At 58.0% G+C, this 22,693-nt stretch carries 18 protein-coding genes, 1 tRNA gene and 1 pseudogene; 6 read left to right on the top strand and 14 right to left on the bottom strand.

All coding sequences use genetic code 11. The features are described from left to right. Positions 1-5: 5 nt before the first annotated feature. Positions 6-2,078, bottom strand: a complete 2,073-nt coding sequence (locus HDC32_RS22990; RefSeq protein WP_145335841.1) for a TonB-dependent siderophore receptor — start codon at positions 2,076-2,078, stop codon at positions 6-8. 409 nt (positions 2,079-2,487) lie between these two features. Between HDC32_RS22990 and HDC32_RS22985 the strand changes: the two genes are divergently transcribed. After that, positions 2,488-3,780, top strand: a complete 1,293-nt coding sequence (locus tag HDC32_RS22985; RefSeq protein WP_131696947.1) for an OprD family porin — start codon at positions 2,488-2,490, stop codon at positions 3,778-3,780. A gap of 73 nt (positions 3,781-3,853) precedes the next feature. On the opposite strand, the gene HDC32_RS22980 is transcribed toward HDC32_RS22985, so the two are convergent. The 6 genes and pseudogenes from HDC32_RS22980 to HDC32_RS22955 all read right to left on the bottom strand — a co-directional run bounded on the left by HDC32_RS22980 (position 3,854) and on the right by HDC32_RS22955 (position 11,974). Next, entirely contained in the window at positions 3,854-5,983 is a 2,130-nt protein-coding gene (locus HDC32_RS22980) for a M48 family metallopeptidase (RefSeq protein WP_184745574.1), read from the bottom strand. 241 nt (positions 5,984-6,224) lie between these two features. Further along, positions 6,225-6,392 (bottom strand): annotated as a pseudogene (locus HDC32_RS22975) (DUF3077 domain-containing protein); the annotation flags it as partial. Between the two features lie 55 nt (positions 6,393-6,447). Next, entirely contained in the window at positions 6,448-7,605 is a 1,158-nt protein-coding gene (locus tag HDC32_RS22970) for an AAA family ATPase (protein WP_184745572.1), read from the bottom strand. A gap of 380 nt (positions 7,606-7,985) precedes the next feature. After that, entirely contained in the window at positions 7,986-10,409 is a 2,424-nt protein-coding gene (locus HDC32_RS22965) for a TonB-dependent siderophore receptor (protein ID WP_184745570.1), read from the bottom strand. A gap of 99 nt (positions 10,410-10,508) precedes the next feature. Beyond that, positions 10,509-11,471 carry a FecR domain-containing protein gene (locus tag HDC32_RS22960; protein WP_184745568.1) on the bottom strand — a complete coding sequence of 321 codons (963 nt, stop codon included), beginning with the start codon at positions 11,469-11,471 and terminating at the stop codon, positions 10,509-10,511. Then, positions 11,468-11,974 carry a sigma-70 family RNA polymerase sigma factor gene (locus tag HDC32_RS22955; protein WP_184745566.1) on the bottom strand — a complete coding sequence of 169 codons (507 nt, stop codon included), beginning with the start codon at positions 11,972-11,974 and terminating at the stop codon, positions 11,468-11,470. Before HDC32_RS22955 ends, HDC32_RS22960 begins: the two co-directional genes overlap by 4 nt. A gap of 212 nt (positions 11,975-12,186) precedes the next feature. Here HDC32_RS22955 and HDC32_RS22950 point away from each other — a divergent pair, with 212 nt between their 5' ends. Continuing rightward, positions 12,187-12,828 (top strand): BRCT domain-containing protein, encoded by a 642-nt coding sequence (locus HDC32_RS22950; protein ID WP_184745565.1) that lies wholly within the window; start codon positions 12,187-12,189, stop codon positions 12,826-12,828. Positions 12,829-13,638: 810 nt separating this feature from the next. Here HDC32_RS22950 and HDC32_RS22945 read toward each other — a convergent pair. The 3 genes from HDC32_RS22945 to HDC32_RS22935 all read right to left on the bottom strand — a co-directional run bounded on the left by HDC32_RS22945 (position 13,639) and on the right by HDC32_RS22935 (position 15,911). After that, on the bottom strand, positions 13,639-14,511 hold the full coding sequence (locus tag HDC32_RS22945) for a class I SAM-dependent methyltransferase (RefSeq protein ID WP_184745563.1): 873 nt from the start codon (positions 14,509-14,511) through the stop codon (positions 13,639-13,641). A 26-nt stretch (positions 14,512-14,537) separates the two neighbouring features. Next, positions 14,538-14,915 (bottom strand): antibiotic biosynthesis monooxygenase, encoded by a 378-nt coding sequence (locus tag HDC32_RS22940; protein ID WP_184745561.1) that lies wholly within the window; start codon positions 14,913-14,915, stop codon positions 14,538-14,540. Positions 14,916-15,017: 102 nt separating this feature from the next. Further along, a complete protein-coding gene (locus tag HDC32_RS22935) occupies positions 15,018-15,911 on the bottom strand; it encodes an NAD(P)/FAD-dependent oxidoreductase (RefSeq protein WP_184745559.1) in 894 nt (297 codons plus the stop codon). A gap of 108 nt (positions 15,912-16,019) precedes the next feature. Here HDC32_RS22935 and HDC32_RS22930 point away from each other — a divergent pair, with 108 nt between their 5' ends. The 3 genes from HDC32_RS22930 (at position 16,020) to HDC32_RS22920 (ending at position 17,821) form a co-directional block, all read left to right on the top strand. Further along, positions 16,020-16,667 (top strand): TetR/AcrR family transcriptional regulator, encoded by a 648-nt coding sequence (locus tag HDC32_RS22930; RefSeq protein ID WP_184745557.1) that lies wholly within the window; start codon positions 16,020-16,022, stop codon positions 16,665-16,667. 300 nt (positions 16,668-16,967) lie between these two features. Beyond that, positions 16,968-17,438, top strand: coding sequence for a GIY-YIG nuclease family protein (locus tag HDC32_RS22925; protein WP_184745555.1), 471 nt, complete (start codon positions 16,968-16,970; stop codon positions 17,436-17,438). Between the two features lie 80 nt (positions 17,439-17,518). Continuing rightward, on the top strand, positions 17,519-17,821 hold the full coding sequence (locus HDC32_RS22920) for a hypothetical protein (RefSeq protein WP_184745553.1): 303 nt from the start codon (positions 17,519-17,521) through the stop codon (positions 17,819-17,821). Between the two features lie 502 nt (positions 17,822-18,323). Here HDC32_RS22920 and HDC32_RS22915 read toward each other — a convergent pair. From HDC32_RS22915 to HDC32_RS22900, 4 genes are all read right to left on the bottom strand, one after another. Next, a complete protein-coding gene (locus HDC32_RS22915; RefSeq protein ID WP_184745551.1) occupies positions 18,324-18,599 on the bottom strand; it encodes a hypothetical protein in 276 nt (91 codons plus the stop codon). Further along, on the bottom strand, positions 18,596-19,576 hold the full coding sequence (locus tag HDC32_RS22910; RefSeq protein ID WP_184745549.1) for an integrase domain-containing protein: 981 nt from the start codon (positions 19,574-19,576) through the stop codon (positions 18,596-18,598). The genes HDC32_RS22915 and HDC32_RS22910 overlap by 4 nt, the downstream gene beginning before the upstream one ends. A gap of 899 nt (positions 19,577-20,475) precedes the next feature. After that, the gene (locus HDC32_RS22905; protein ID WP_184745546.1) at positions 20,476-21,804 is read right to left on the bottom strand and encodes a phage integrase central domain-containing protein; all 1,329 of its coding nucleotides are present in this window, start codon (positions 21,802-21,804) and stop codon (positions 20,476-20,478) included. Positions 21,805-21,968: 164 nt separating this feature from the next. Further along, positions 21,969-22,044, bottom strand: a tRNA-Thr gene (locus HDC32_RS22900). Positions 22,045-22,232: 188 nt separating this feature from the next. Between HDC32_RS22900 and HDC32_RS22895 the strand changes: the two genes are divergently transcribed. After that, positions 22,233-22,640 carry a hypothetical protein gene (locus HDC32_RS22895; RefSeq protein WP_184745544.1) on the top strand — a complete coding sequence of 136 codons (408 nt, stop codon included), beginning with the start codon at positions 22,233-22,235 and terminating at the stop codon, positions 22,638-22,640. The last annotated feature ends 53 nt before the right edge of the window (positions 22,641-22,693 follow it).

Raw genomic sequence — 22,693 nt, 5'->3', positions numbered from 1 at the left:
TCGGGTTAGAAACTGTAGGTCCCCGTCACCACCAGATTACGCGGCTCGCCCGGCTGAATTTGCGCCACGCTGGTCGCCGATTCGTAGTAGTTCTTGTCGGCAATGTTGTTCAGCGCCGCGCGTACGTCCCATTCTTTCTGCCGGAACCCGACCAACGCGTCCCAACGGCCATAACCCGGCAGCACCACGGTGTTGAGGCTGTCGGCGTAACGGTCGCCGACCAACGTCAAACCGGTCTCCGCGTACCAGCCCATCTCCGGTTTCCAGGTGAGGAACAGGCTGCCGTTGCGCTTGGCCACGTCGCTGACGCGCTTGCCTTCAAAGCCATTGTTGTCCTTCTCGACCTTGGCATCCTGCAGGCCGATGCCGCCGCGTACATACCAGTTGCCGACGATCTTACCGGTGGCCGTCAGCTCCACGCCGCGTGAACGCTGCAGGCCGCTGAGCAGGGTGATGGTGCGGTCCAGCGGGTCGCTTGTGCGGCGGTTGTAGAGTTCCAGTTCGTACACCGCCAGGGTGGTGCTCAGGCGGTCGTCGAGCCAGTCGCTTTTCACGCCGATTTCTTTTTGCTTGGTCAGTTCGGGGCTTAGGTCGTTGACGCTGCCGGCGGCGTTCGGGGTAATACCGATCAGGCCGCCACCGGCCGGGGAGAAGGTCTTGCTCCACGAGGCATAGAACGAGTGGTGTTCCAGGGGCGTCCACACCAGGCCAAAGCGCGGGCTGGTGCTGTGGCTTTTGACGTCTTGCCGGGTATTGAGCAGTTTGTTTTTGGTGTCCACTTCGAAACGGTCGTAACGCAAGCCGGCCAGCACTTGCCACTGATCGTTCAGGCGCAGTTGGTCTTGCACATACAGGGCGCGGCTTTCGACTTCGGTGTGGTTGTTACTCGATACGCTCATGCGCCCGGTGTGGCTCAGATTACGGTTGGGCTGGTTGAGGTCCAGGGTTGGCACGGCCGAGACGGGGGCGGTGTACAGCTTTGGATCGCGGCGCTGGCTGCCCAGCTCAAGGCCGGTGAGCAGGCGGTGTTCGAGGCCGAAGGTGCTGAAACCTCCCTCCAACTCGACGTTGTTGAAGACGTTGAGGGTAGTCAGGTCTTGCTGCCAGCGTTGGCGCGTCACCCGATTGGTCGAGGCAACGTAGGCGGTCTGGTAGGTGTTGTCGAAATCGCTGTCGAGCTTGAACACGCCCAAGGTCTGGCGCAGTTGCCAGTTGTCGTTGAGTTCGTAGGCCAGCTTGGAGCGCAGGGACTGGGACTTGTCGTCGATGTAATCGCGGTTGTCGCCGTAGGTGGTGCTGCGACTGACGTCGGCGGGGCGACCGTTGACGCCGGGGATGCCGCGATCCGGCGTGCGGTTGTAGCGGCTGTATTCGTATTGCACCAGCCAGTTCAGATCCGGTGTGAGCTGCCAGCTCATGGACGGCGCGAACAGTTGGCGGTTGCCACTGACGCCGTCGCGGAAGCTGTTGTTGTCCTGGTTGCCCATGTTCAGGCGCAGGCTGATGTTATCGCTGGGGTCGGTGCTCAGGTCGGCATACACACTGCGCAAATCATTGCTGCCGCCCTGGGCTTCGATGCTCGACTTATGCCCGGCCGTTGGCAGTTTGCTCACGCGATTGACGATCCCTCCCTGGCCGCCTCGCCCGTAAAGCACCGCTGCCGGGCCTTTGAGCACTTCGATACGCTCGATGTTGTGCAGGTCGCGTACGTACTGGCTGTCGTCGCGAATGCCATCCAGGTAGAAGTCGTTGCTCGCGTCGAAGCCACGGATGCGCAAACTGTCGAAGCGCGTATCGGCACCGCTGCTCACATTGGGGATGCCGCTCAAGGCCTGGCCCAGGTCGTTGGTGCCGTAGGAGCGCAGGCTTTCGGTCTTCACCGAGTCGATGGCCTGGGGCACATAACGCACGGGGGTAGCGGTGCGAGTAGCGGTGCTGGTTTCCTTGACGCGCGGGTCGTCTTCGTCAGCTTCGGCGCTGATCGAGGTTTCGGGCAAGGTGGTGGCCGCACAGGCAAAACCGGCAGACAGCAGAACAGAAAGCCCAAGGGTCATGGGCGTCAGGCGAAGGGCAGGCATGGTGAAATGCATCCAAAGTGTTTGGCAGGAAAAGCGCGCTAATGGTAATGCTTTGCATTTGCGCGCGTTATCTATTACCAAACGTATCGACTTTGAAATGTGTTACTAGATGTGTTTTCGGGGTCGCTGAAGACAGAATTTGGTCGTTTTCAGAAAGGCCGTAGGCCGTTGCTTAGAATTATTTCGCCTAAATACAGACGATTCACGAAATTGACACATAGTTCAACGCGCGACTAGGATTGCGCCCAACGCCTGTGGCTAACCGCCATGACTCATCCAATAAGAAAAGGCCCGCGGCATGTTCACTCGTCCGCGGGCCTTCTTTTTTCGGAAAAAGTCGATGCCAGAAAAGCGACATGGAGCCTGGTGTCATAGCGCGTACTCAACCCGTAATAAGGAATACAAAAAAATGTTGAAGCAACGGATGAGTCTGATCGCTCTGGGGATTTTGAGCGCATCGACCGCAATGGCAAACGACCAGGAGCAATCCAAGGGTTTCGTTGAAGACAGCCACCTGAACATCGCAGCCCGTAACGCCTATATCAGCCGTGACTATAAGAACGGCAAGCAAGACAAAGCCGAGTGGGGCCAAGGCTTCATCGGCAAGTTCGAGTCCGGCTTCACCCAAGGCACCGTCGGTGTGGGTGTGGACGTGATCGGCCAATATGCTATCCGTCTGGACGGTGGTAAAGGTCGCAGCGGTGCTGGCGGCATTAACTTCTTCAAGCAAGGTGACAGCGGCGCAGCAGCTGACGACTTGGCCAAAGGCGGCGCGGCGGTGAAGTTCCGCGTATCGAACACCGTGCTCAAGTACGGCGAGCAAATGCCTGCCGTTCCTGTACTGCAGTACGACAACTCTCGTCTGTTGTCGGAAACCTACACCGGTACCTCGATCGTTTCCAAAGAGATCGAAGGTCTGCAACTGGATGCAGGTCGCTTCACCAAGGAAGCCCAAAAAGGTGCTGAAGGCACCGACAGCGGTAACCTGAAGAACATCAGCTACCTGGGCGGCAGCTACAAGTTCACCGAAAATCTGTCGGCTGCGCTGTACGCTTCCGACATGGAAGACGTGCTGAAGAAGCAATACGTCAACGTCAACTACGTACTGGCCCTGCCAGAGAAACAGTCGCTGACCTTTGACTTCAACGGCTACAAAACCAAGCTGGACAGGAGCTTCGCCGAGCAACGCGGTAATGGCGACGCGCGCGACAACAAAATCTGGAGCCTGGGCGCTACATGGGCTGTTGGCGCGCACAGCTTCACCTTGGCCCATCAGCGCAGTACCGGCGATACCGGTTACCTGTATGGCGGCTACCGTGACAATACCGCGGACACCGGCATCGGCGACGGCGGCAACACCATCCTGCTGGCCAACTCCTACTGGTCCGACTTCAACGGCAAGGACGAGCGCTCCTGGCAGGCCGGCTACGGCCTGGACTTCAGCACCTTCGGTGTACCTGGCCTGACCTACAACGTGGCCTACGTGCGCGGTACCAACATTGACGACGGTTCCAACCGTGGCAATGGCACCGAGCGTGAAATCTTCAACCAGTTCAAATACGTCGTTCAGAGCGGCCCGGCCAAAGACCTGAGCCTGCGTGCGCGTGCGTCCTGGTTGCGCGTTTCCAGCAATGCCGACAAGTACAACGTAGGCGGTAACGAAATCCGTCTGTTCGCCGACTACCCGATCAACGTTTTCTAACTGATCGCACGTCGCGCCTGATTCCAGGCGATAAAAAACCCCGACTGGTTCGGGGTTTTTTTATGGGTGTGCATCAGTCCTCGCGGCTCTGCAAAATCTTGCGCGCCAACGCTGCATTCTTGTAGTCGAGCATCAAGGACAACCCCTCATAGGGTTCGATCTTTTTATTGTCGATACACAGCTGTGCCATCAGCAGCAGCACCTGGCGTTTCTTCTTGTTGATCCGCACGCAGGGTACGCCGAACGCCGTCTTGCGCGTTGCGGGTAATGGCGCCTCGGGCGTCAGTTGGACGGTTACCCAGATGCCCTGGACAAACTGCAACGTGATCTCCTCGATATGTTCGATGGGCAGCGGTTGCGCCAGGTTATTGAACACAAAATGCTCCGGCGTCAGGCGCAACGCGGTCTGCGGCGCACGCTTGAATCGACGGATGCCCAGCCATAGCAGGCCCAGCCCAATAATGCCGAGACACGCGCCTGCACTGACTGCCGACAGCGGTGTACCTTTCAAACGCTCCGGGGCGAGCCAGACTCGACTCAGGATAAACAGCGCAGCCAGCACAAAGGGCAGGCTCGACACGGCCATCAGTACCCCGCGCCACTGGCCGCCTTCATGCAAGCTACGCTCACCCTCGGCCGAAGCGGCCAAGGTTTCCAGCAGATGGGTGTGTGCGGTGTTCTCCGACACGGCCACGTCCATCACGTCGCGAGACAGCTGCTCGCGCAGTGCCTGGGGTGCGCTGAAATAGGCGTCCATCTGCGCATTCGCTACGTCGCGATCCACCGCGCGGGTGGCACCGCGCAGGGTATCGTCCAGTGGCACGTCGAGCGCCTGCAGACGTTCGCCATTGGAGGGGTGGGAGTCGGTGGGATGCGGTTGATGAATCTCCAGGGCTTCGGGTGATGGTTGCAATTCACACTCACGCAAGCGCGCGAACACGGCGTCGGGCAGGTCTGTAGCCGAGCCTGCTTCACACACTGCTAACAAGGCATCCTCAACGTGCGTCTGCAACACCGACACCCGCAACAACGCTGACGCCGCCGCAGCAGGGCACGCCAACTGCGCGCCGGCAGCGTCCGCCAGCAATTCGCGCTCACGGCTCCAGTGGTTCACCGCGTCATCAAAGCGCTGCATGAAAAACACACCGAACATGAACGACGGCCGCATCAGCCGTCCCTGGATAAAATCGCTGGCCAGCATCGTATTCAACAGCGCTTCCAGGCTGCGATTAACCCCATCGTAGATTGGCAAAAAGCGCAGGCTGTATTCCGTGTCCTGCCCCACAAAGTGCGCCAGCTCATGGCCGATCACCGCGCTGATTTCTTCACGGCTCAGCAGGCCCAGATACAGCAGCGGCACATGCAAGGTGCGCCCCTGCAGCGAAGTATTCGCCGGTTGCACAGTGGCCGCGCTGGACGTCACGTAAAAGCCCTGGGCCAGGCTCACCACGATGTGGTCCGGTGGCAGCGCGCCGAGCCTACCCGCCAACTCGTCCACATGGCGCCACAACCCTGGAGCCTGCGCGGGCGTCACCAGCTGGCCGAACATCTCCAGCGGCTCAGGCTTGAACATCCCCAGCATAGGGCGTAGCTGTCTAAGCAACGACCAGATCGAATACAGACAAAACGCCGCGACCACCCCCAGCACCGCCATCAGCTTGACTTCGCCACTGCCCAGCCGGCCGATATGCCACATCGCCAAGCCTTCGAAACTTAACGCCAACGCGACGGCCGCCGCCACCGCCACCACATGGCCCACCAGCACGTAGGGCAACAGGCGGCTGCCCAGGGAGAACACCTGCAATAACCTCTCCCGTGACTGCCGTGCCCGCCGCCCCGCCCAGTACGTACCCGCCAACGCAGCCACACCAATCAACGCCGCCAACAGACCCAAACCCATCACCCACGGCGCGATGGCGCGCATCGCACGGTTCACGCGGTGGGCGATGGGCAGTTCGGTTTCGATTTTTTCCAGACGCGAGAGGGCCTCCGCAACGCTGATGACGCCATCAGGCAGGTCGACACTACTCGCGGGCTGTCTGGCTGCCAGCGCTTGCAACGGGGGCTTGGCTTTATCAAGGTTGAGGTGGTAATCGACCAACGCTGTGGTTGCGTCCTCACCACGCTGACGCTCCCAGCCGCCGAGGGTGGCCAGCAGCAGCGGGAAAATCACCAGCAGACAGATCAGTTTCAGAGCGTTCATGGGAGTCCGTTCACAACGCGGGGGTGTGCAGGTTTATACCGAAAAAAACGCCCCAGGCCGAGGCGCGCTTCTGTGGGAGCTGGAGCGGCCCAGGGTATCTACACCACTCTTAAATGCGAGCACACAACTCTGTGGTAAGCGGGCTTGCCCCGCGCCGGGCTGCGCAGCAGCCCCAATAAAGACACTGAGATTTTGCTGTTAAAACTAAGCGCCTGGTTTTGGGGCCGCTTCACAGCCCTACTTACAGCCCGGTATTCCCAGGCGACTCCAACACCTTCACCACATCATCAATCACCGCCTTGCTCATCTCCTGCAAATAATGCGACGCCCAGGCATGACGGTCCGTCTCCTTGGTCATCGCTGCATCTTCGGCGAGCAGCTTGGCAACGTGGAGCAAGTCGGAAACGTGAGCGGACCTACAAAGTCCAAGCATGTGACTAACGTGGAAAATTTATTTCTTGTCCCTACCGCCCCTCAATCAACGCCCGCTCCTCCAACCAAATCTCCTGAACAAACTGATCCGTAATCGCATAAATCCCATGCCCGCGCCGCATGATGATGTTCTCCGCCATCAGCGCAATCACTACGGGTTGAATCTCTTCAACCCGTACTTCGCGACCTACCGTCTTTGAATATTCCGCTGCTGCATCGGTAGAGAAAATCCCCCGAGCATCGCCTTCCGTAGCCGCGATCTTGTTGAAAATCGCCTGAGCCAGGCCGCCCAGCTGTTCGACTTTTTCAAGCTCAATACTTGCCGCCGCTGAGCGTAAGGTGCTGGCAATCACGGGGAGGAAAAGATCAGGGTCACCGTCCTGCTGCAGTAGCTGACGCAATGCCTTGAGCATTTCCTCAGGTCGATTGCCCAGGGTATTGAAGGCTTCGACGGCGGCTTCAAGTGAGGGGAGCTTTTCCTTCTTCACCGTCATTGCCAGTCGGTTGAGCAGGAATTCAACGTAATCCCCCTTTAGCAGCGGATACGCGGCCGATGTCGCGCCGGAAAACGCTTGGTTGCGTTTGGCGGTCATCTCGCTTACCTGGGCCCTGTGGGATCCCGTGCCGATAAAGAGGAAGTAGCCCGGCGTATTCGGGCGCGGGTTGATTGCATCACGAGCAGCTTTGAGTGCCAGGAGCAGTTGGTTTCCATCGTCGGAGGAAATGGCATGTTGCACCTCGTCGATGATCAGCACGAGATCGGTCTTCGCTTGGTCGACGACCTCTGCGAGTGCTTGCGCCAAGGTGGGGCCGTCGGCGTTGCCAATGCTGTCGAGTTTGAAACCGAACTTGAATCCTGCTGCGCCTAGATCGACATTGCTGACGCGCTTGAGCGTTTCCAGGATGGATGAGCCCGGCGTTTGCAGTTCTTTCAGGGTCTTGTGGATGGCGTTGTGCACGAGCGTTGCCGGGTTGGCCAGCGTGTCGCTCCAGAGGTCGACGTAAATCACCAGGGCGCCTGCTGCTTCCAGGGCGGGGATAAGGTCGTTGCGCAGGAAGGTCGTTTTACCTGTACGGCGCAGGCCAGACAGAAAAAGACCCGAGCGTAGACCTTCATCTAATACGCCTGGATTGAGAAGCTGGTTTGCCATCGATTCAGCCAGTTCAGGGCGCTGAAATATGCTGCTCATGCAATTATCCCTTTTTATGGATACGCCATAATTATTGCCAATACATAATTTAGCATAAAGGATGAAATCTGGAGTTTTGGTGCGAAAAGAGGTGATTCAACAGGAGGGGAGGTGAGGCGTGGAGGGGATGATCGAGGATGAATATATGGTAAACCTCCTGAATTCGAACGTTGTCGATCATCCCCTCCGTAGAGAATAGGCAGGAATCCGCCAAAAGCTGCCGTGGCAGCAGGCAGCAGGCAGCAGGCAGCAGGCAGCAGGCTGCCGAAAGCAGTCCGCTGTCAACGCCCTCTATCGGCCGACGCTGTTGAAATATCGAGTACGAAAGCGGTTTCGTCTGGCATTTGCGCTACGTGCCGATCCGGTCGCCAAGGTGGTGCTTACCAGTTGTAACTCACCGACCCGGTCACATTTCGGCGATACCCGTATTTGCAGCTGTCGCCGGTGTAACCACACTGAGAGACATACGTTTCGTCGGTCAGGTTGGACGCATTGAGCGCCAGCTTCGCCCCTGCATAGGATGAAGACAGCTTGCCCAGGTCGTAGCTCAGGCTGGCGTCAAACAGCGTGTAGTGGGGAATGCCTTCGCTATTTTGCGAATCGATATAGCTCTTGCCGACATAGCGTACTCCTCCCCCTATCGCCAAGCCCGATAGCGCACCGCCCTGAAGGGTGTATTGCGACCACAGCGAGGCCAGTTGTTCAGGGGTATTGCCAGGTTGATTGCCTTTCTCATCGGCCGTATTGCTGCGGGTAATTTCAAGGTGTGAATAGCTGTAGTTGGCCATCAACTCCAGAGCGTCGGACAACTGCGCCTTGCTTTCCAGTTCGATACCGCGCGACTGGATTTCTCCGGTCGCCACCGAGAAACGATTGTTGGCAGGATCGGCAGTCAATACGTTTTGCCGTGTCAGGTCGAACAGCGAGACGGTCACGTAGCTGTCACTCCCCTTGGGCTGGAGTTTGATCCCGACTTCGTACTGGCGACCGGTTTCGGGTTCGAACGCACTGCCGTCACGCGCTACCGCCGTGATGTTAGGAAAAAACGACTCGGAATAGCTCGCGTAGGGCGCCAAGCCGTTGTCTGCCAGGTACATCACCCCGGTCCGCCACGTGAAGGCGTGATCGCGCTGCTTGAGGTCTGCCGCCGTATCGGTGGCGTAATGGACCGTTTTCGAGCGTGCCCAGTCTTGGCGACCGCCCAGGTTGAAGACCCAGTGCTCGTCAAATTTGAGCTGTTCCGAGAGATACACACCCGCCTGGTCAAGCTGACGACGCTGGTTGATGTCGTAAAAGGCGTCCAGGTCGCTGTAATCCTGGTGATAGACCGGCGCATAGATATCCAGGGGATCGACCACGTTGCCACCCCCCAACTGGTTGGTACTGGCGTGTTGCAAATCGATACCGACCAACGTTGTATGTTCGGAACGGCCGGCGTTCCACTGGGCCTGGAAGTGGTTATCGAGCAGCGCATTCTTCACCTTTTCGTGGCCCAGATAACCGAAGCGGCCCACTGTGCGCTGGTCGTCACCCAGGCCGTATTGGTAAATCGTGCGCTGTTCCTGGTAGGAACCGCTGTAACGGGCGTTTTGGCGGAATGTCCAGATATCATTGAGGTGATGTTCAAACTGATACCCCAGTGACCACTGTTCTACATCGTACTTGTCGAAGTCAGGGTCGCCGACAAAACGATCCGTGGCGATCCGTCCGTAACGCGAGCTGTCAAGGGTGCCGACCCGTGGCAAGGCGTAGTAGCCCAGCACATTGCGGTCTTTTTGAAATGACGCCAGAACCGTCAGCGAGGTGTCGTCCGAGGGGCGCCAACTGATTGCCGGGGCGATGAATTGACGGTCATCACGGGCGTAGTCGATTTGCGTACCGCTCTCTCGCCACAGCCCGGTGAGGCGATAGGTCAAGACGCCATCATCCGTAAGCGGCCCGCCGAAGTCCGCAGCCAACTGCTTGCGATCAAAGCTGCCTGCCTGCATCACCAGCTCATGCAGCGGCTCATCGGTGGGACGCTTGCTGATCACGTTGACCATGCCGCCCGGTGAGCTTTGACCATAGAGCACCGACGATGGCCCGCGCAGCACTTCCACTCGCTCCAGTCCATAGACTTCACCCACGGCACGGCTCTGGTTGGCAAAGCTGTACTGGCGCAGGCCGTCGCGATAGATGCCACCGCCAGTCGTCGCGTCAAAGCCACGAATACTAATAGTGTCGCGCCGGGTATCGACGCCGTTGGCTTCACCATTGACCCCCGCCGTGTAGCGCAGCACCTGCCCGATGCTTTGTGGCTGCTGAGCATCGATCTGCTTACGGGTGACCACGCTGATCGATTGAGGCGTTTCCATGATCGACGTATCAGTCTTGTTGGCACTCATGGTTCGGCTGGCGACCAGGCCATCGTTGCGGCCCAACGAGGTGTCGTACGCGGTGCCACTGATGGCGGTCGGCGCCAACTCCAGCACGTCGCTGTTGCTCGGTACCAGCAGCAGGCTACCGTCGTCCTGGCGCTCATAGGTCAGCCCCGAGCCGAGCAACAGCTGCGTCAGGCCGGCCTCAGTACTGAAATCGCCTTGCAGCCCCTGGGTTTTCTTGCCAGCCGTCAGTGTTGAGCTGCCCGCCATGGTAATTCCCGCCTGTGCGCCGAAACGTGACAGCGCAGAATCCAGAGGGCCTGCGTCGATGCTGTAATGCTGCGAACTACCCGCGGCAAAGACTGGAAGGCCGCAAAGCGGTTGCACGCTGAGCAACAACAGCCCAAGCGTACGGGCACGCAGGACGCGGGAAGGTGAAGTCATACGGGGCTCCTAAGGGGTCAAGACCCACCTCTGGCGGGTGGGTGATCCCTATAGGCCAAGCGAGTTTGAAAAAACTATCGCACAGCGAAAAAAATAATTTCAGACGGGTACGATCGAGACCCAATAGCGGGTCATGCGCTCGATACGCACCGGCAGCGTGCGCGCTACCAGCGTCAATGCTGCATCGGTGTCATCCAGCGAAAAACTGCCTGTGAGGCGTAACCCTGACACCTGCTCATGACAACGTAAAACACCGGGACGGTAACGCGAGAGTTCCGCCACCAAGGCATCCAGGCGCAGGCGATCCGCTGGCAGAATCCCGCGCAGCCAGGCCTGGGCGACCAGCAGATCGGGGCGGCTCGGTACGCCGATACCCAGGCGATCCACGCGTGCCTGCCATCCGGCCTCAAGTGAAGAGGACGTGGGTTGGCCGCGGGAGTGCACCTGCACCTGGCCGCCTATTACGGTGACCTGCGTGCCCTGCCGGTCATGGCGCACTTGCAACTGCGCTTCGCGGCTCTGCAGTATCGCGTCCGGCGTGATCAACTGCAGCGGGCGCGATTCTGCTCGCACATTCAAGGCCAGCTCGCCCTCTATCATCTGAATGCGACGCACCTGGTCATTAAAATCCAGGTTCACCGCACTGGCCGTGTTCAGCCATAGCGAGGTGCCGTCAGCCAGCGTCCACTGGCGGCGCTCGCCCGTTCCTGTGCGGTGGTTCGCCAGTGCGGCGCGCACTGGCGTGGACCCCGCGCCTTGCCAGGCAACTGCGCCAACCGCACCAAGGACCAACAGGCGCTTGAGTACCTGCCGACGTTTCTGCATGTCCGGCCCAGCCGACGCCAGTGCCCTGCGCGCGGTGGCATCGCGCAAAAGATTCGCGCCGGGCTGCTGCAACAGCGGCAAGCTGGCGACACGTTGCCAGGCCTGCTCATGCTCATCGCTCGCCTCGCGCCAACACTGCAGCGCCTCCAGATCAGGCGCACTCATAAGCCCGGACTGCATCCTGACAAGCCAATCAATGGCGATATCGCGCACCTGCGGATTAATCTCGGCCCTCATTCGAAACGGCTCGCATAGCAAACACTGAATGCCTTGCCCATGGCCCGTTGCACCTGAGCCACAGTCAGCCCCAACTGCGCAGCGATCTGCGGATACGTCAGGCCGTCGAGCTGAGACATGAAGAAAATCTGCCGTATGCGCTCAGAGAGGCCAATCAGCAGGGAGTCGAGTTGCAACAAGGTTTCGATCACCAGATACCGGTCCTCGGGTGACGACTCCACGCCTTCGGGCCGAGCAGCCAACGCATCAAGATATGCCCGCTCAATCTCCTGGCGGCGCCAGCGATTGACCAGCAGTCCATTGGCAATCGCCGCGAGAAACGCCATGGGCTGGCGCAACTCGCGCACCTGCTGAGGGGCGCGCAGCACGCGGATGAACGTGTCGTGGGCCAGATCCTCGGCGTCGGCACTGTGCCCCAATCGCCGGTTCAGCCAGCCCTGTAGCCAGCCGTGATGATTCTCGTACAACTGTTCGACAGACGATGTTGGGCTGGCATCCTGCATGTGAGGCTCGCACTGCGTGAATGATAATGCTTCTCATCGTATTGATCGGGCGAATGGTTGTACAGTGTTTACACCTGTTTGATGGGGTGGAATTCTCCGCCACTATTCCTGAAGGCCTTTGAATTACCCTGACCGGGTTATTCGGACCCGAGAATGTTAGCGCTCCAGCGCTATCGACCGCTGCACAGAAAAAGGGACGGATTTATTTTCTAATGGATCTACACCACGAGTTCGAGAACAGTAAATTCTTCAACCGCGCCCGAATCGATCGACGCGCCGCCGATGCCTTGGTCGGGTTGGCCGCTGGGATTACGGCCGACGGTGTTGTGAACATCACAGAAGCGGTTTTTCTAAAGCAATGGTTGGAAAACAATCTCGCGCACCTGAATGATCCGGTGATCAATCTGCTGTATTCGCGTTTGGCGTGCATGCTTCAGGACGATGCTCTAGACAAGGATGAGTCTCTGGAGCTGCTTAACATCCTGCGTGGTTTTTCTGGTGTGGGCATTGAGGGAGCGAAGGTCGGCGGTGCTGTTGCGGTTGCTCCTACGGACCTTCCCTTCAATTTACCGGCCCCTGATTTGGTGTGGGATGGCCGGATGTTCGTATTTACGGGTGTCATGGCCTTTGTGCCGCGTAAGGATTGTCAGGCGCTGGTCGAAGAACGAGGTGGTTTGATTGGGGGCGGTGTGAGTAAGAAGGTGCATTACCTGGTGGTCGGTAGTGTAGGTAATGAGCAGTGGCGCCACAGTACTTATGGAACGAAGATCATGAAGGCAGTGGAGTTGCGGGAGGCGGGAGCTTCGATTGCCATTGTGGGTGAGGATCATTGGCAAAGGGTGCTGTTTGGTTGAGGTTGCTTCTTTTTTGCTGCCTTAGAAAGGCAGCCCTTTGTCTTGGTCAGTAGATCGTCGTTGGTTTTGACGGCCTCATCGCGAGCAGGCTCGCTCCCACGGGTTTCAGTGTGTGTGGACAAAAAGTGGAAGTACCAGAAACAACAAGGCCCCGCATCGCTGCGAGGCCTTGTTTTGTATGGTGCGGCACCAGACGAACGGTATGTTTCGGCGAGAGTAGGTTTTTCGGGCACCTGGAGTTCGCTGGAAAATTCGGCGTACCCCAACTAGTAACTATAAACAAATCAGCTAGTTATGGCGTTCGGTGGAATCGAACTCGGATTTTTTAGATGTCAGCACGTTGTCGGTCTGCAAGTAATTCAGAGCCGCATACGGAATGGTAAACCTCCTGAATTCGAACGTTGTTGATCATCCCCTCCGTTGAGAATAGGTAGGAATCCGCCAAAAGCTGCCGTGGTGACAGGCAGCAGACGACCGATTCTGTTGAAAAAGTCGGTTTTCTCGAATTGCCAGGAACCTGATCAATGCCGCAGCCCGTTTTGCGCGCTGCTACGTGAAATCTTTGTCCGAGTACCTGTGCGGTCATTCAAGATTTCAATCTCATGCGCATATTTTTCTGTCGTGAAAACCGCGTCAGACTTTTTCAACAGAATCGACCATAAGCAGCCATTCGTGAGTGGCGGTTTTCGACCCAAGGCAGCCGCCATTCGCGAGTACTCGTTTTTGCCGGGGACGGATGACCAAGCCATAAGGGACATCAATCTGACCGGCCAAAGACGCCTCGATCCACCGTGGGGGGCGGCGTCCCTGTTAATCGCTGCCAACTGATGGATTGCGTGCCATGACGATCCACGCCGCGCCGCTCATCATCACCGACCGCTCGCCAGCGAGGCCCGCGAAGGCGGCACGAACCGCGCCCCAGGCGCGGGCGCGGATGTCGTCGGGCTGATTAGCGAGCACCAGCGACAATGGGCCGCCCTCGAACGCGATCTTCACCGCGTCGTCGATCGCCGCGTCCCGCGTCCCGCCCTCGCCGAACGGGATGGAAGCGTCGAAGGGCGTGATAGCGATATCGGTGAATCCGGCCGCCGTCAGGATGCGTGTCACCCGCCCCCGGTCGCCGAACGAGAATGGACCGGGCGCTTCGGGATCGGGCGATGCAGTCGGCGGGACGATGCCCTTGATCGCGCCCATCGGCAGGCGTACCCAATCGTTCTCGGCCACGCCGCGCCAGCAGACGAAAGCGACCCGCCCGCCCGGCCGGAGCGCGCGTCGCATATGGGCGAACGCTCCTGTCGGATCATCGAAGAACATCACTCCGAAACGCGAGAACAGGATATCGAACGCGCCCTCGGGCAGCTCGGCGCTGCTGGCGTCGGCCACCCGGAACTGGGCCGGCGTATCCTGTGGCGCAAGCGCACGCGCTCGGCCGATCAGCGGTTCGGATATGTCCACGCCCAGCACATGACCGCCCGCGCCGACGCGGGAGGCCAGAGCCCGACTCGACGCGCCCGCACCGCAACCGACGTCCAGCACGCGTTCGCCCGTGGCGGGCGCGGCGGCTTCGATCGCGGCCTGGCCGAACACCGCAAACATGGCGTCGAGCCGGGCCTGGTTGGCGGCCCAGTACTCTCCGCTTTGGCCATTCCAGTCGGCGACTTGATAGGCATTTTGTTCTGTCATGACATCTCCTCGTTTTGATTCGTTCTTCAGGCCGTGCAAAAGCCGGAGACGGCGACCTTCTGAAACAGGTGGGGTCTGGCTACGACCGATGACGGATAGGCTGGAAGTTTCGCGAGGAACTCGGGATCAGCGAAGGCGGCGCGGACCGCCTCGGAGGATTCCCACACCACATAGTTCAGGTAAGTCGGGCTATCGCCGATCGCTCGATGCAGTTGCAGGGAAATGAAGCCCGGTTTCTTCGTTATGATCTCGCCAGCCGCCTTGAAAACCTCCAGGAAGCCCGCTTCGTCGGCGGGATCGACCATGAAGAGGTTGATGAGCACGACAGGCGCGGCCGCGATATCGAGTTGGCGCTCAAACGGAAAATTCTCGTCTAGGGGTTTGAATGGTTTTATGGCGGTCATGGTGGCGCTCCTGTCTATTGTGAAATTGAAACTGGCGTGATCGATGTTGCTTCGAAGCAACATTCAGAAACCAGCAACAACCGGATAAGGGAATCTGTGCTCTCAAACCAACATCGACTGCTGGGCGGAGATACCCGCCGTCGCGCCTTGCCACGATGCCGTGGTGACCGAGGGCATGAGGGGATTGGCCAGATCGCCGGCGGCGTAGATGCCGGGCATGCTGGTTTCGCGGCGCTCGTCGACCTTTAGGGCGATGCCCTGGGGCGTATCGACCGTGGCGAGGCCCAGCGATTCATGCAGGCGTGCGGACGGCTTGTTACGCGGATGCGCGAACAGGATGTCGACCGCGACAGAGGAGCCGGCGTCGAGCCTGACGGTGGCGTTATGGCTCTCGTCATGGTCGATTTCGGTGATCCGGCCATCGACGACAGCGATGCCGCGGCGCGCCAGATCGGCCCGGATGTCGGATGGAATGTCGTGACCATTGGCGAAGACCGTCAATGTGTCGGTCCAGTCGTGGTACAGCCTGACATAGTTGTGCGACGGTGAGCCGGACCAGACGAGGCCCCAATGCCGGCCGGCAACTTCAAAGCCGTCGCAATAGGGACAAGGCACGATGGAGGTGCCCCAGCCTTCGGCAAAGCCGGGAATTTCAGGCATCTGGTCGGCGACGCCATAGCTCAGGATCAGGCGGCGCGCCCTGAGGCTTTCGCCATCGCCAGTGAGGACAGAGAAATCGTCGATGGTGCCGGAGATGCTCTCGGCCCGGGCAGTGACCAGCCTGACCGTGGGATAGCGCGCCAACTGCTGCCGCGCCTCGGCCAGGATCTCCAGCGGTGGCTTGTGGTCGTGACCGAGCAGGCCATGCGAGTGATCCGCGAAACGATTGCGCGGCAGGCCGGTATCGAGAACGGTGACCTTACGGCGGGCACGGCCGAGCTGCAGGGCGGCGGCAAGCCCGGCAAAGCTGCCGCCGATGATAATAACGTCATTCATGGTGATAGGCTCCGCGTATGGATGAAGGAAGATTGGCTTGCATCTTTAAGATACTTTGAAGTACCGTAATTCAAGAATTAGAATACTGTCAAGTACTGGAATTTTTTTATGACCGAAAACAACCAGACCCGGCGCGGCCGTCCCGCCAACGAGGCGCTTGGCCAAACGATAGTCGACGCCGCGGGCGAACTTTTTGCGGAACTGGGTTTTCAAGCGACGACAATGGACAAGGTCGCCCAGCGGGCGAAGATCTCCAAGCTCAGCATCTATCGGCACTTCGAGAACAAGGAGGCGCTGTTCAGCGCGGCCATCGCAGCCCACTGCCATCAGTTTGCGCCACAGGCCCTTATTGAAGGTGTCGGCGGTTCGGCGGCAGATCAGCTCATGGCGGTGGGAACATCCCTGCTTCACACGTTGTTGAGCCCGGATGTGCGCAGTGTCGAAGCCATGATCGTGGCCGCCAATACCAATCAAAAGTCGCTAAGCAAGCTCCATTACGAAGCCGGCCCCGCCTATGTCATCGCCCAGATCGAGGCCCTGTTGCGTCAGTTGCACGCGAAGGCGGTTCTGAACGTGCCCGATCCCCTGGGGTCCGCCCGCTTGTTTGCCGCGCTTTTCAAAGGATCCGATCTCCTGATGATCGCGCGCTTCGATGAGGCGAGAGCAGAGGACGACAACGAAATCGAATCCTATTGCCGGTCGGCCGTCGCCATGTTCATCGCCGCGCACGGCGGCGACGAACACGCGGGCGGATAGGCATTTGATTGCTCCGGGCTGCTTGGCCGGACGCCTCGTCATATTGGACTGGCGCGCGCCAATATGGCGACATCTCCGCGGGGGGGGGGGGCAGCTCAGGGTCGTTTACCGCCTTTCGTGACAGGCAGTAATCGGCCAAGAGCGGACGTTTTTGGGCTACCCCTCGCTCCGGTAGACACCTGCATGAGACGCTATTCCTGCCGTGCGGCGTAACCCACTTGCAATAGACACGCTCAGTGCGAATCGAGTAGTGTCTCAGACGAATTAACTTAATCGTTATGCACAATTTGATTCCGGAAAATGAGTGAAGAAATTAGAAATTGGTATATCTATATTTTGAAGCTTGAACTGAACTCATGGTACGTAGGCACAGCTAAGGGGTTGAGATCAAGGCTGCGAAGCCATGGTAAGAAAAGCCCTTACTCTACATTAAAGAAAAAGGGCGCTGTCGAATATATGGAGAGCGGCCTCACGGGAAAGAGAAAAGCAACTCATTTACATGCGGCTTTTAGATCAATTGGCGATTGTTTCTGGGTTACAGATATTGAAAATACTATCACCGTAGCCTTGGGGCAAAAGTATGGTTTCGATAAAGTTAGGGGTGGCTCTATAATTCAGCCTTGGAATTACGAGCTAAGTGATATTGAAGTAAAAAATCTAATTCGACAATTTAGTTGTAGTGATATTAGGTTTAAATACAAACTAAACGAAATAAATTTAACTCAAGAAAAGCCATTTGTCTTCCCGGTTACTCGGCGAAGGAATGCATAGCAAGGCATTCAAGCACGCTCGCCGGGACGCGCTTTCAGCGCGCCCCTTAATTCCGCGTCATGCATTACAGGGGACTTTCAATGTCTGAGCGACGTATCGAATTAAAGTGTGAGTTTTGCACGTCTTCAAATATAAGGGCATTCGTTCAGCATGGCAGTTATTTTTTGCGCTGCATCTCTTGCAGCCAATCGCATGTCGCTACAAGCTGGCTTGCGCTCTCTTCAGAAATCACAGAATCATTGCGAGCCACCGTCGTAAGCAAAGAATTTCAAGAAATAGAATTTCTTGCTGAGGGCGTTGGCCCTAACTTCATTTCAAAGGTTTCAAAAGCAGCATATGCAGGCCAGCTTGTAATGCTTACGTCGAGCAGCAAAAATGCATAACATGCCAATCAAGTTCGCGCCTTCGGCGCCGGACGTTGCTACGCAACGCCGTTTATTTCAACGTTAGAGCTTTTATCATGCCAATCTCGGCAGAGGTATTTCGCCACTCAATGGCGTCTACTGCGGCAATAGCCCGCTCATGGTTCGAAGATCGATCAGAGATTAAGACACGCGAGCAATTTGAGTATCGAGGCCAACTGTAGTGGTCAACAATTCCCGGACACTGAATCGCCCCGAGTTTCATAGATGCTTTCGAGCCTCAGGGATACCAGCCCAGTCCCAGTGAGACTGTCCGCTTTTGGCCGATTCTGTTGAAAAAGTCGGTTTTCTCGAATTGCCAGGAACCTGATCAATGCCGCAGCCCGTTTTGCGCGCTGCTACGTGAAATCTTTGTCCGAGTACCTGTGCGGTCATTCAAGATTTCAATCTCATGCGCATATTTTTCTGTCGTGAAAACCGCGTCAGACTTTTTCAACAGAATCGGCCGTTTTCTGACCTTCGTTTAGCGGTTGAACTGCCAGGGTTTTCCTAGGCGATGAGTGAGTAATTGCATGGTTAGCAAATAGTAATAGCGCGTCGATTCAGTGTGCTGGTTTAGGCGCCGACTCAAAAACCACGCAAGGTGTTTTCTCTGCCAAGTCCATGGATTGTCCCGTTGCCAGCGATCAGTGATTGCTGCTTGGATGGCCTTCGCCTGACGCAGGTGGCGTTGGCGCGTGGTGTGCGATCCGGTCAGGACGCCTGACAGGAATAGTTCCATATCGAATACCTTGCTCATACTCGACCACCAATGTAAGCGGCCACCACGACGATACGGTTGTGCCCCAGCTCATAGCTGATTTTTGCTCGGGCGTCCTGATCTAGGCATCGGTCGAATTGATAGCAATGGCCACCGTTGATGGGGGCGGGATGGTGGATGATTTGCTCATAGCGTTCGCACGCATAGGCTGCCCGCAGTTCGTGGAAGCCTTTGAGGTCGTGCTTATGGAGGATGTCCCGTGCGGGGCGGACGATTCCCTGCAAGAAATCAAGGTAGCGTTCGTTCGGTGCAAGTAGGTTGGGGCTACGGTCGGGCGAGACCTGTTCGGCAAACCTTAGTGCGTCACGAATATGATCATTTACCGTAATCCAACGAGGTGCTGATGCGCCTGAACGGCCACCTTTGGTGCCGTCCTGGATGTTGATCCTCCCGAGCTGCTCGGCTTCCCGTTGCAGTCGAGGAAGGTCGGCCAAAATCGCCTCACGCAAACGCATACCGGTGGCTCGCGCTAACTGAGCGATGGCCGCGACGCGCGTCTGCTGGTTTTCGCAAAGTACCTCTACGATCCGCTTCACCTGTTCGCGGTCTTGGCCTTGCGGCACTGAACGACGAACAGTGGTGCGCCGCATTCCCAGCGCCTTACTCGGGCTCGGCACTTTCACATACTGATCACCGCGAAGCGCGGCCATGGTTCGATTCACACTGGACAACCGGTTTTGCGCAGTGGCGATAGCCAGCTCACCTTGTTCAACTTGTTGGCGCAGATGTCCGGTGTAGTCCAGCAAGGTCTGCTGATCAATCTGTCGCGCATCGTTGAAGCCTGGCCCATGCTCCGACCGACACCAGCGTACAAACGCCAGCCACCGATCACTGTGCGCTTTGACCGTCCCGTAATGCCCACCGCCAAACAGATCTTTTAGCGCTTGCGGCCCGGCGTAGCTCAGTTGCCGGCCATAGCCAAAATTGCGCCCATCTCGTCTACCGACCAATGCCATGATCAAACGCCTCTCGAAGCCAAAACTTTTAAAACTTTCCCCACGTCATCCCGCCACGAATGCTGAGTGTTATCAGGGATCAAGGCCCCTGCGACCTGTGAGGGTTGTCCACTAACGCGGGACTGACGGCTCTTTACGACCGGGAGCTCGGGCATCTCATGATCTGGCCTCCTGAACACCGATACAGGTGGGCGGGTGGAGGCTGCATTGGCTGACGAAACCAGTGCCGCGAGATCCTGAGTCGGGTGAAGGCAGCTATGCGATGACCGGGGCCTGACTGTCAGTCAGGTGCAGTCCATTCCGTGGGCTGCGGCACCATCATCTGCATCGCTGTTGCTGGTGACTTCGGTGTTTGTCACGCCGATTGTCACGAGGGGGAATGCCGAAAAGCCTTGTACGAGTTGGGCTGCAGCAACGGTAGGAGCGCCCGTCTCTTTCCGGGAGAAAGAGACGGGCGCAGGTTGGCGCAGTGAAATGGCCAAGCGGAAAGGTTGCTGCAGGGCAGCTGGATAGGGGGATGTATTTGCCGCAATGGCAACGATCTGAAGTAGGCATCCATCACTCGGTGAGTGACCGTGCGAGCCGCCGGACGCTAATCGCACTTTGGGAGAACCACCACGGTGTGGCGTAGCCTTAAAGGTTCTGGCTACCTGGGTTGCTGTCAAAGACAGCGCTTTGCCCGATCTTTTCTACGCCTGTGGATAATTTGGGTCAAGGCTCGAATTATCGGGAATTCTGCGGCTGTGGATGAAATTATCCACCGGTGGAAATCTATGGTTTTCCACAGACAATTGCGTGGGCTTTAGATTTTTTAAATGAGGTCCATCCAAGCAGGGCGGCTTTGCAGCCCCGCTTGGATGGACCCGCGTGGAAGGGCGGATAACGGTGATCTCACAGGCTTACCCACGTTTGGATGCGCCACGGCTATTTTGTAGGGCGGTGATGTTGTCGCCGACTGGGTGAGCGAACTCGTGAGGCGTTACATGCCCGCTGCGGTTGGCGTCGATGTAGTTGCTCCACCACGCCATGATCAGCCGACGCTGCTCCAGAAATTCAGCTTTGTGGATATACGCGGCGCGCACGCGGTTGCGTTCCTTGTGGCTCATTTGCCGTTCAATGGCTGCGTCGGTCCATAACCCGGACTCCAGCAGGGCGCTACAGGCCATGGTCCTGAAGCCGTGGCCGCACACGTCCTTGCTGGTGTCATAGCCGACGTTGCGGAGCATGGTGTTCACCGTGTTCTCGGACATGGGCTTCCAGTACTTGTGGTCGCCCGGTAACACTAACTCTGAAAAGCGACTGAGGCTGCGCAGGCGCTCCAGTATCTCGATGACCTGCGGCGATAGCGGAACCATTTGAATATCGCCGTTCATCTTGGTCCCTCGTGTGGAGTTGCGTACCCCTTCAATCGGTGCGCGTGTATCGGGGATTTCCCACATGGCGCGTTGGAGGTCGAACTCACTCCATCGCGCGAAGCGCAGTTCGCTGGAGCGGACGAATACATGCAACGTCAGCAGGACGGCGAGGCGCGTCAGTTCGCGGCCGTTGTAGTTGTCGATACGGTGTAGCAGTTCGGGTAGGCGGTTGAGGGAGAGGGCCGGGCGATGGATTGTGCGCGGCGCGTGAATCGAGCCTGCCAGATCTAGTGCAGGATTCATGGTGATCTGCCGGGCTCTTTTGGCCCCGCGCATGATGGTGGATAAGTAGTTCTGTACCCTTAACGCCACATCCATGGTGCCGCGTTCCTTGATGCGCTGGGTGATCTCTAGCAGGTCGTGGGTATCGAGTTCAGCGATGGGGCGTTGGCCGATCAGTGGGAAGACGTGGGTACGCAGTCGGCTCATCACGGTTTTTGCGTGTCCTTCGGTCCAGCGACGGGACATGTCGGCGTGCCACTGCAGAGCAACGGTTTCGAAAAGCAGTGCCGCCCGTTGGGCTACGATCTTGGCCTTCTTCTTTTCTTCCATTGGGTCGAGGTTGTCGAGCAGCAACGCCTTGGCTTCGTCTCGCTTACGCCGTGCGACTGAAAGGGTAACTATGGGGTAATTGCCGATGATGAGCGTACCTTCCTTGCCGCTGGGCTTGGTGTACTTCAAGCGCCAGGTCTTCACGCCATTGGGTTTGACGAAAAGGTACATGCCGCCGCCGTCGAACAGTTTGTAGGCGCGTTCGCGGGTTTTGGCCGTGCGGCATTGCAGGTCGCTGAGGGGGATCGCTAGACGTGGCATAGGGGTACGCGTTCCTGACCGGGAAATCGCAGTACCCCTAACATACCCTCGGGGAAGGGGGATTTTGTTGGATCCCGACAGAGGGTCCTGGAACGAAAAAACCCGCCAAAGGGCGGGTTTTCGGGGCTTCCAGAGCATTCTGTGGAATGCAATGGAGCCTAATGTGGTGCCGGCACCAGGAGTCGAACCCGGGACCTACTGATTACAAGTCAGTTGCTCTACCAACTGAGCTATACCGGCGTGTTAGGGCGACGATTATAGCGATTGGCAACGTTCTGTAAACCCCTGAATTCTGACTATTTTTGCAGAGACCGAGCTTTTTCCACCAACGCCCCTTTTTCCGGCAAGCGCGGGTAGGATTCTTCCCTCGTCGCCGAGCGGTCTGGCCGGCGCGATCTTGAATTCATCTCTATCTAAGGAAGCCCCACGTGAAACGGACTCTCTCCCTGTGCTTCATCCTCCTCACCGCTGCTCTCAGCGCGTGCTCCACTACCAAGCCCGGCAACGACTCCGCGCTGGTCGGCACTTGGAAAGGCCTGCGTACGGAAACCGGCAAATGTCAGTTTCTGTCGTGGACCAACAACCTCAAGCCCGATGGCCGTTTCACCATTACCTTTTTCCGCGATGCGCAGCAGACGCAGGTGATTCAGACCGAGCAGGGTTCGTGGTCGGCGGCCAACGGTAAGAACGAGTTGCGCACCGATGGGGTGCGTTCGCCGGATGTGTACACCTATCAGCTGGTGGATCCGGACACGGTGCATTACGTGAGTGTAGCGGCGGACCCTACCAGCGATTGCCAGGATGGCTACGAATTCACCGAGCGGCGGGTTCGTTAACAAGCCTGGCGGTGATCAGGAAGTCCCGTTCAGGGGGCGACCCCCGAGGAGCT

The sequence above is a fragment of the Pseudomonas sp. JAI120 genome, assembly GCF_014207255.1.
Lineage (GTDB): Bacteria > Pseudomonadota > Gammaproteobacteria > Pseudomonadales > Pseudomonadaceae > Aquipseudomonas.
Note: the sequence above shows the minus strand (reverse complement) of the source record. Positions and strands in the feature narration are given on the sequence as shown.

Bases quoted from the DNA above. Each gene is read 5' to 3' on its own strand.
- HDC32_RS22990 (WP_145335841.1), bottom strand. From the start codon at position 2,078: ATGCCTGCCCTTCGCCTGACGCCCATGACCCTTGGGCTTTCTGTTCTG.
- HDC32_RS22985 (WP_131696947.1), top strand. From the start codon at position 2,488: ATGTTGAAGCAACGGATGAGTCTGATCGCTCTGGGGATTTTGAGCGCA.
- HDC32_RS22980 (WP_184745574.1), bottom strand. From the start codon at position 5,983: ATGAACGCTCTGAAACTGATCTGTCTGCTGGTGATTTTCCCGCTGCTG.
- HDC32_RS22970 (WP_184745572.1), bottom strand. From the start codon at position 7,605: ATGAGCAGCATATTTCAGCGCCCTGAACTGGCTGAATCGATGGCAAAC.
- HDC32_RS22965 (WP_184745570.1), bottom strand. From the start codon at position 10,409: ATGACTTCACCTTCCCGCGTCCTGCGTGCCCGTACGCTTGGGCTGTTG.
- HDC32_RS22960 (WP_184745568.1), bottom strand. From the start codon at position 11,471: ATGAGGGCCGAGATTAATCCGCAGGTGCGCGATATCGCCATTGATTGG.
- HDC32_RS22955 (WP_184745566.1), bottom strand. From the start codon at position 11,974: ATGCAGGATGCCAGCCCAACATCGTCTGTCGAACAGTTGTACGAGAAT.
- HDC32_RS22950 (WP_184745565.1), top strand. From the start codon at position 12,187: ATGGATCTACACCACGAGTTCGAGAACAGTAAATTCTTCAACCGCGCC.
- HDC32_RS22945 (WP_184745563.1), bottom strand. From the start codon at position 14,511: ATGACAGAACAAAATGCCTATCAAGTCGCCGACTGGAATGGCCAAAGC.
- HDC32_RS22940 (WP_184745561.1), bottom strand. From the start codon at position 14,915: ATGACCGCCATAAAACCATTCAAACCCCTAGACGAGAATTTTCCGTTT.
- HDC32_RS22935 (WP_184745559.1), bottom strand. From the start codon at position 15,911: ATGAATGACGTTATTATCATCGGCGGCAGCTTTGCCGGGCTTGCCGCC.
- HDC32_RS22930 (WP_184745557.1), top strand. From the start codon at position 16,020: ATGACCGAAAACAACCAGACCCGGCGCGGCCGTCCCGCCAACGAGGCG.
- HDC32_RS22925 (WP_184745555.1), top strand. From the start codon at position 16,968: ATGAGTGAAGAAATTAGAAATTGGTATATCTATATTTTGAAGCTTGAA.
- HDC32_RS22920 (WP_184745553.1), top strand. From the start codon at position 17,519: ATGTCTGAGCGACGTATCGAATTAAAGTGTGAGTTTTGCACGTCTTCA.
- HDC32_RS22915 (WP_184745551.1), bottom strand. From the start codon at position 18,599: ATGAGCAAGGTATTCGATATGGAACTATTCCTGTCAGGCGTCCTGACC.
- HDC32_RS22910 (WP_184745549.1), bottom strand. From the start codon at position 19,576: ATGGCATTGGTCGGTAGACGAGATGGGCGCAATTTTGGCTATGGCCGG.
- HDC32_RS22905 (WP_184745546.1), bottom strand. From the start codon at position 21,804: ATGCCACGTCTAGCGATCCCCCTCAGCGACCTGCAATGCCGCACGGCC.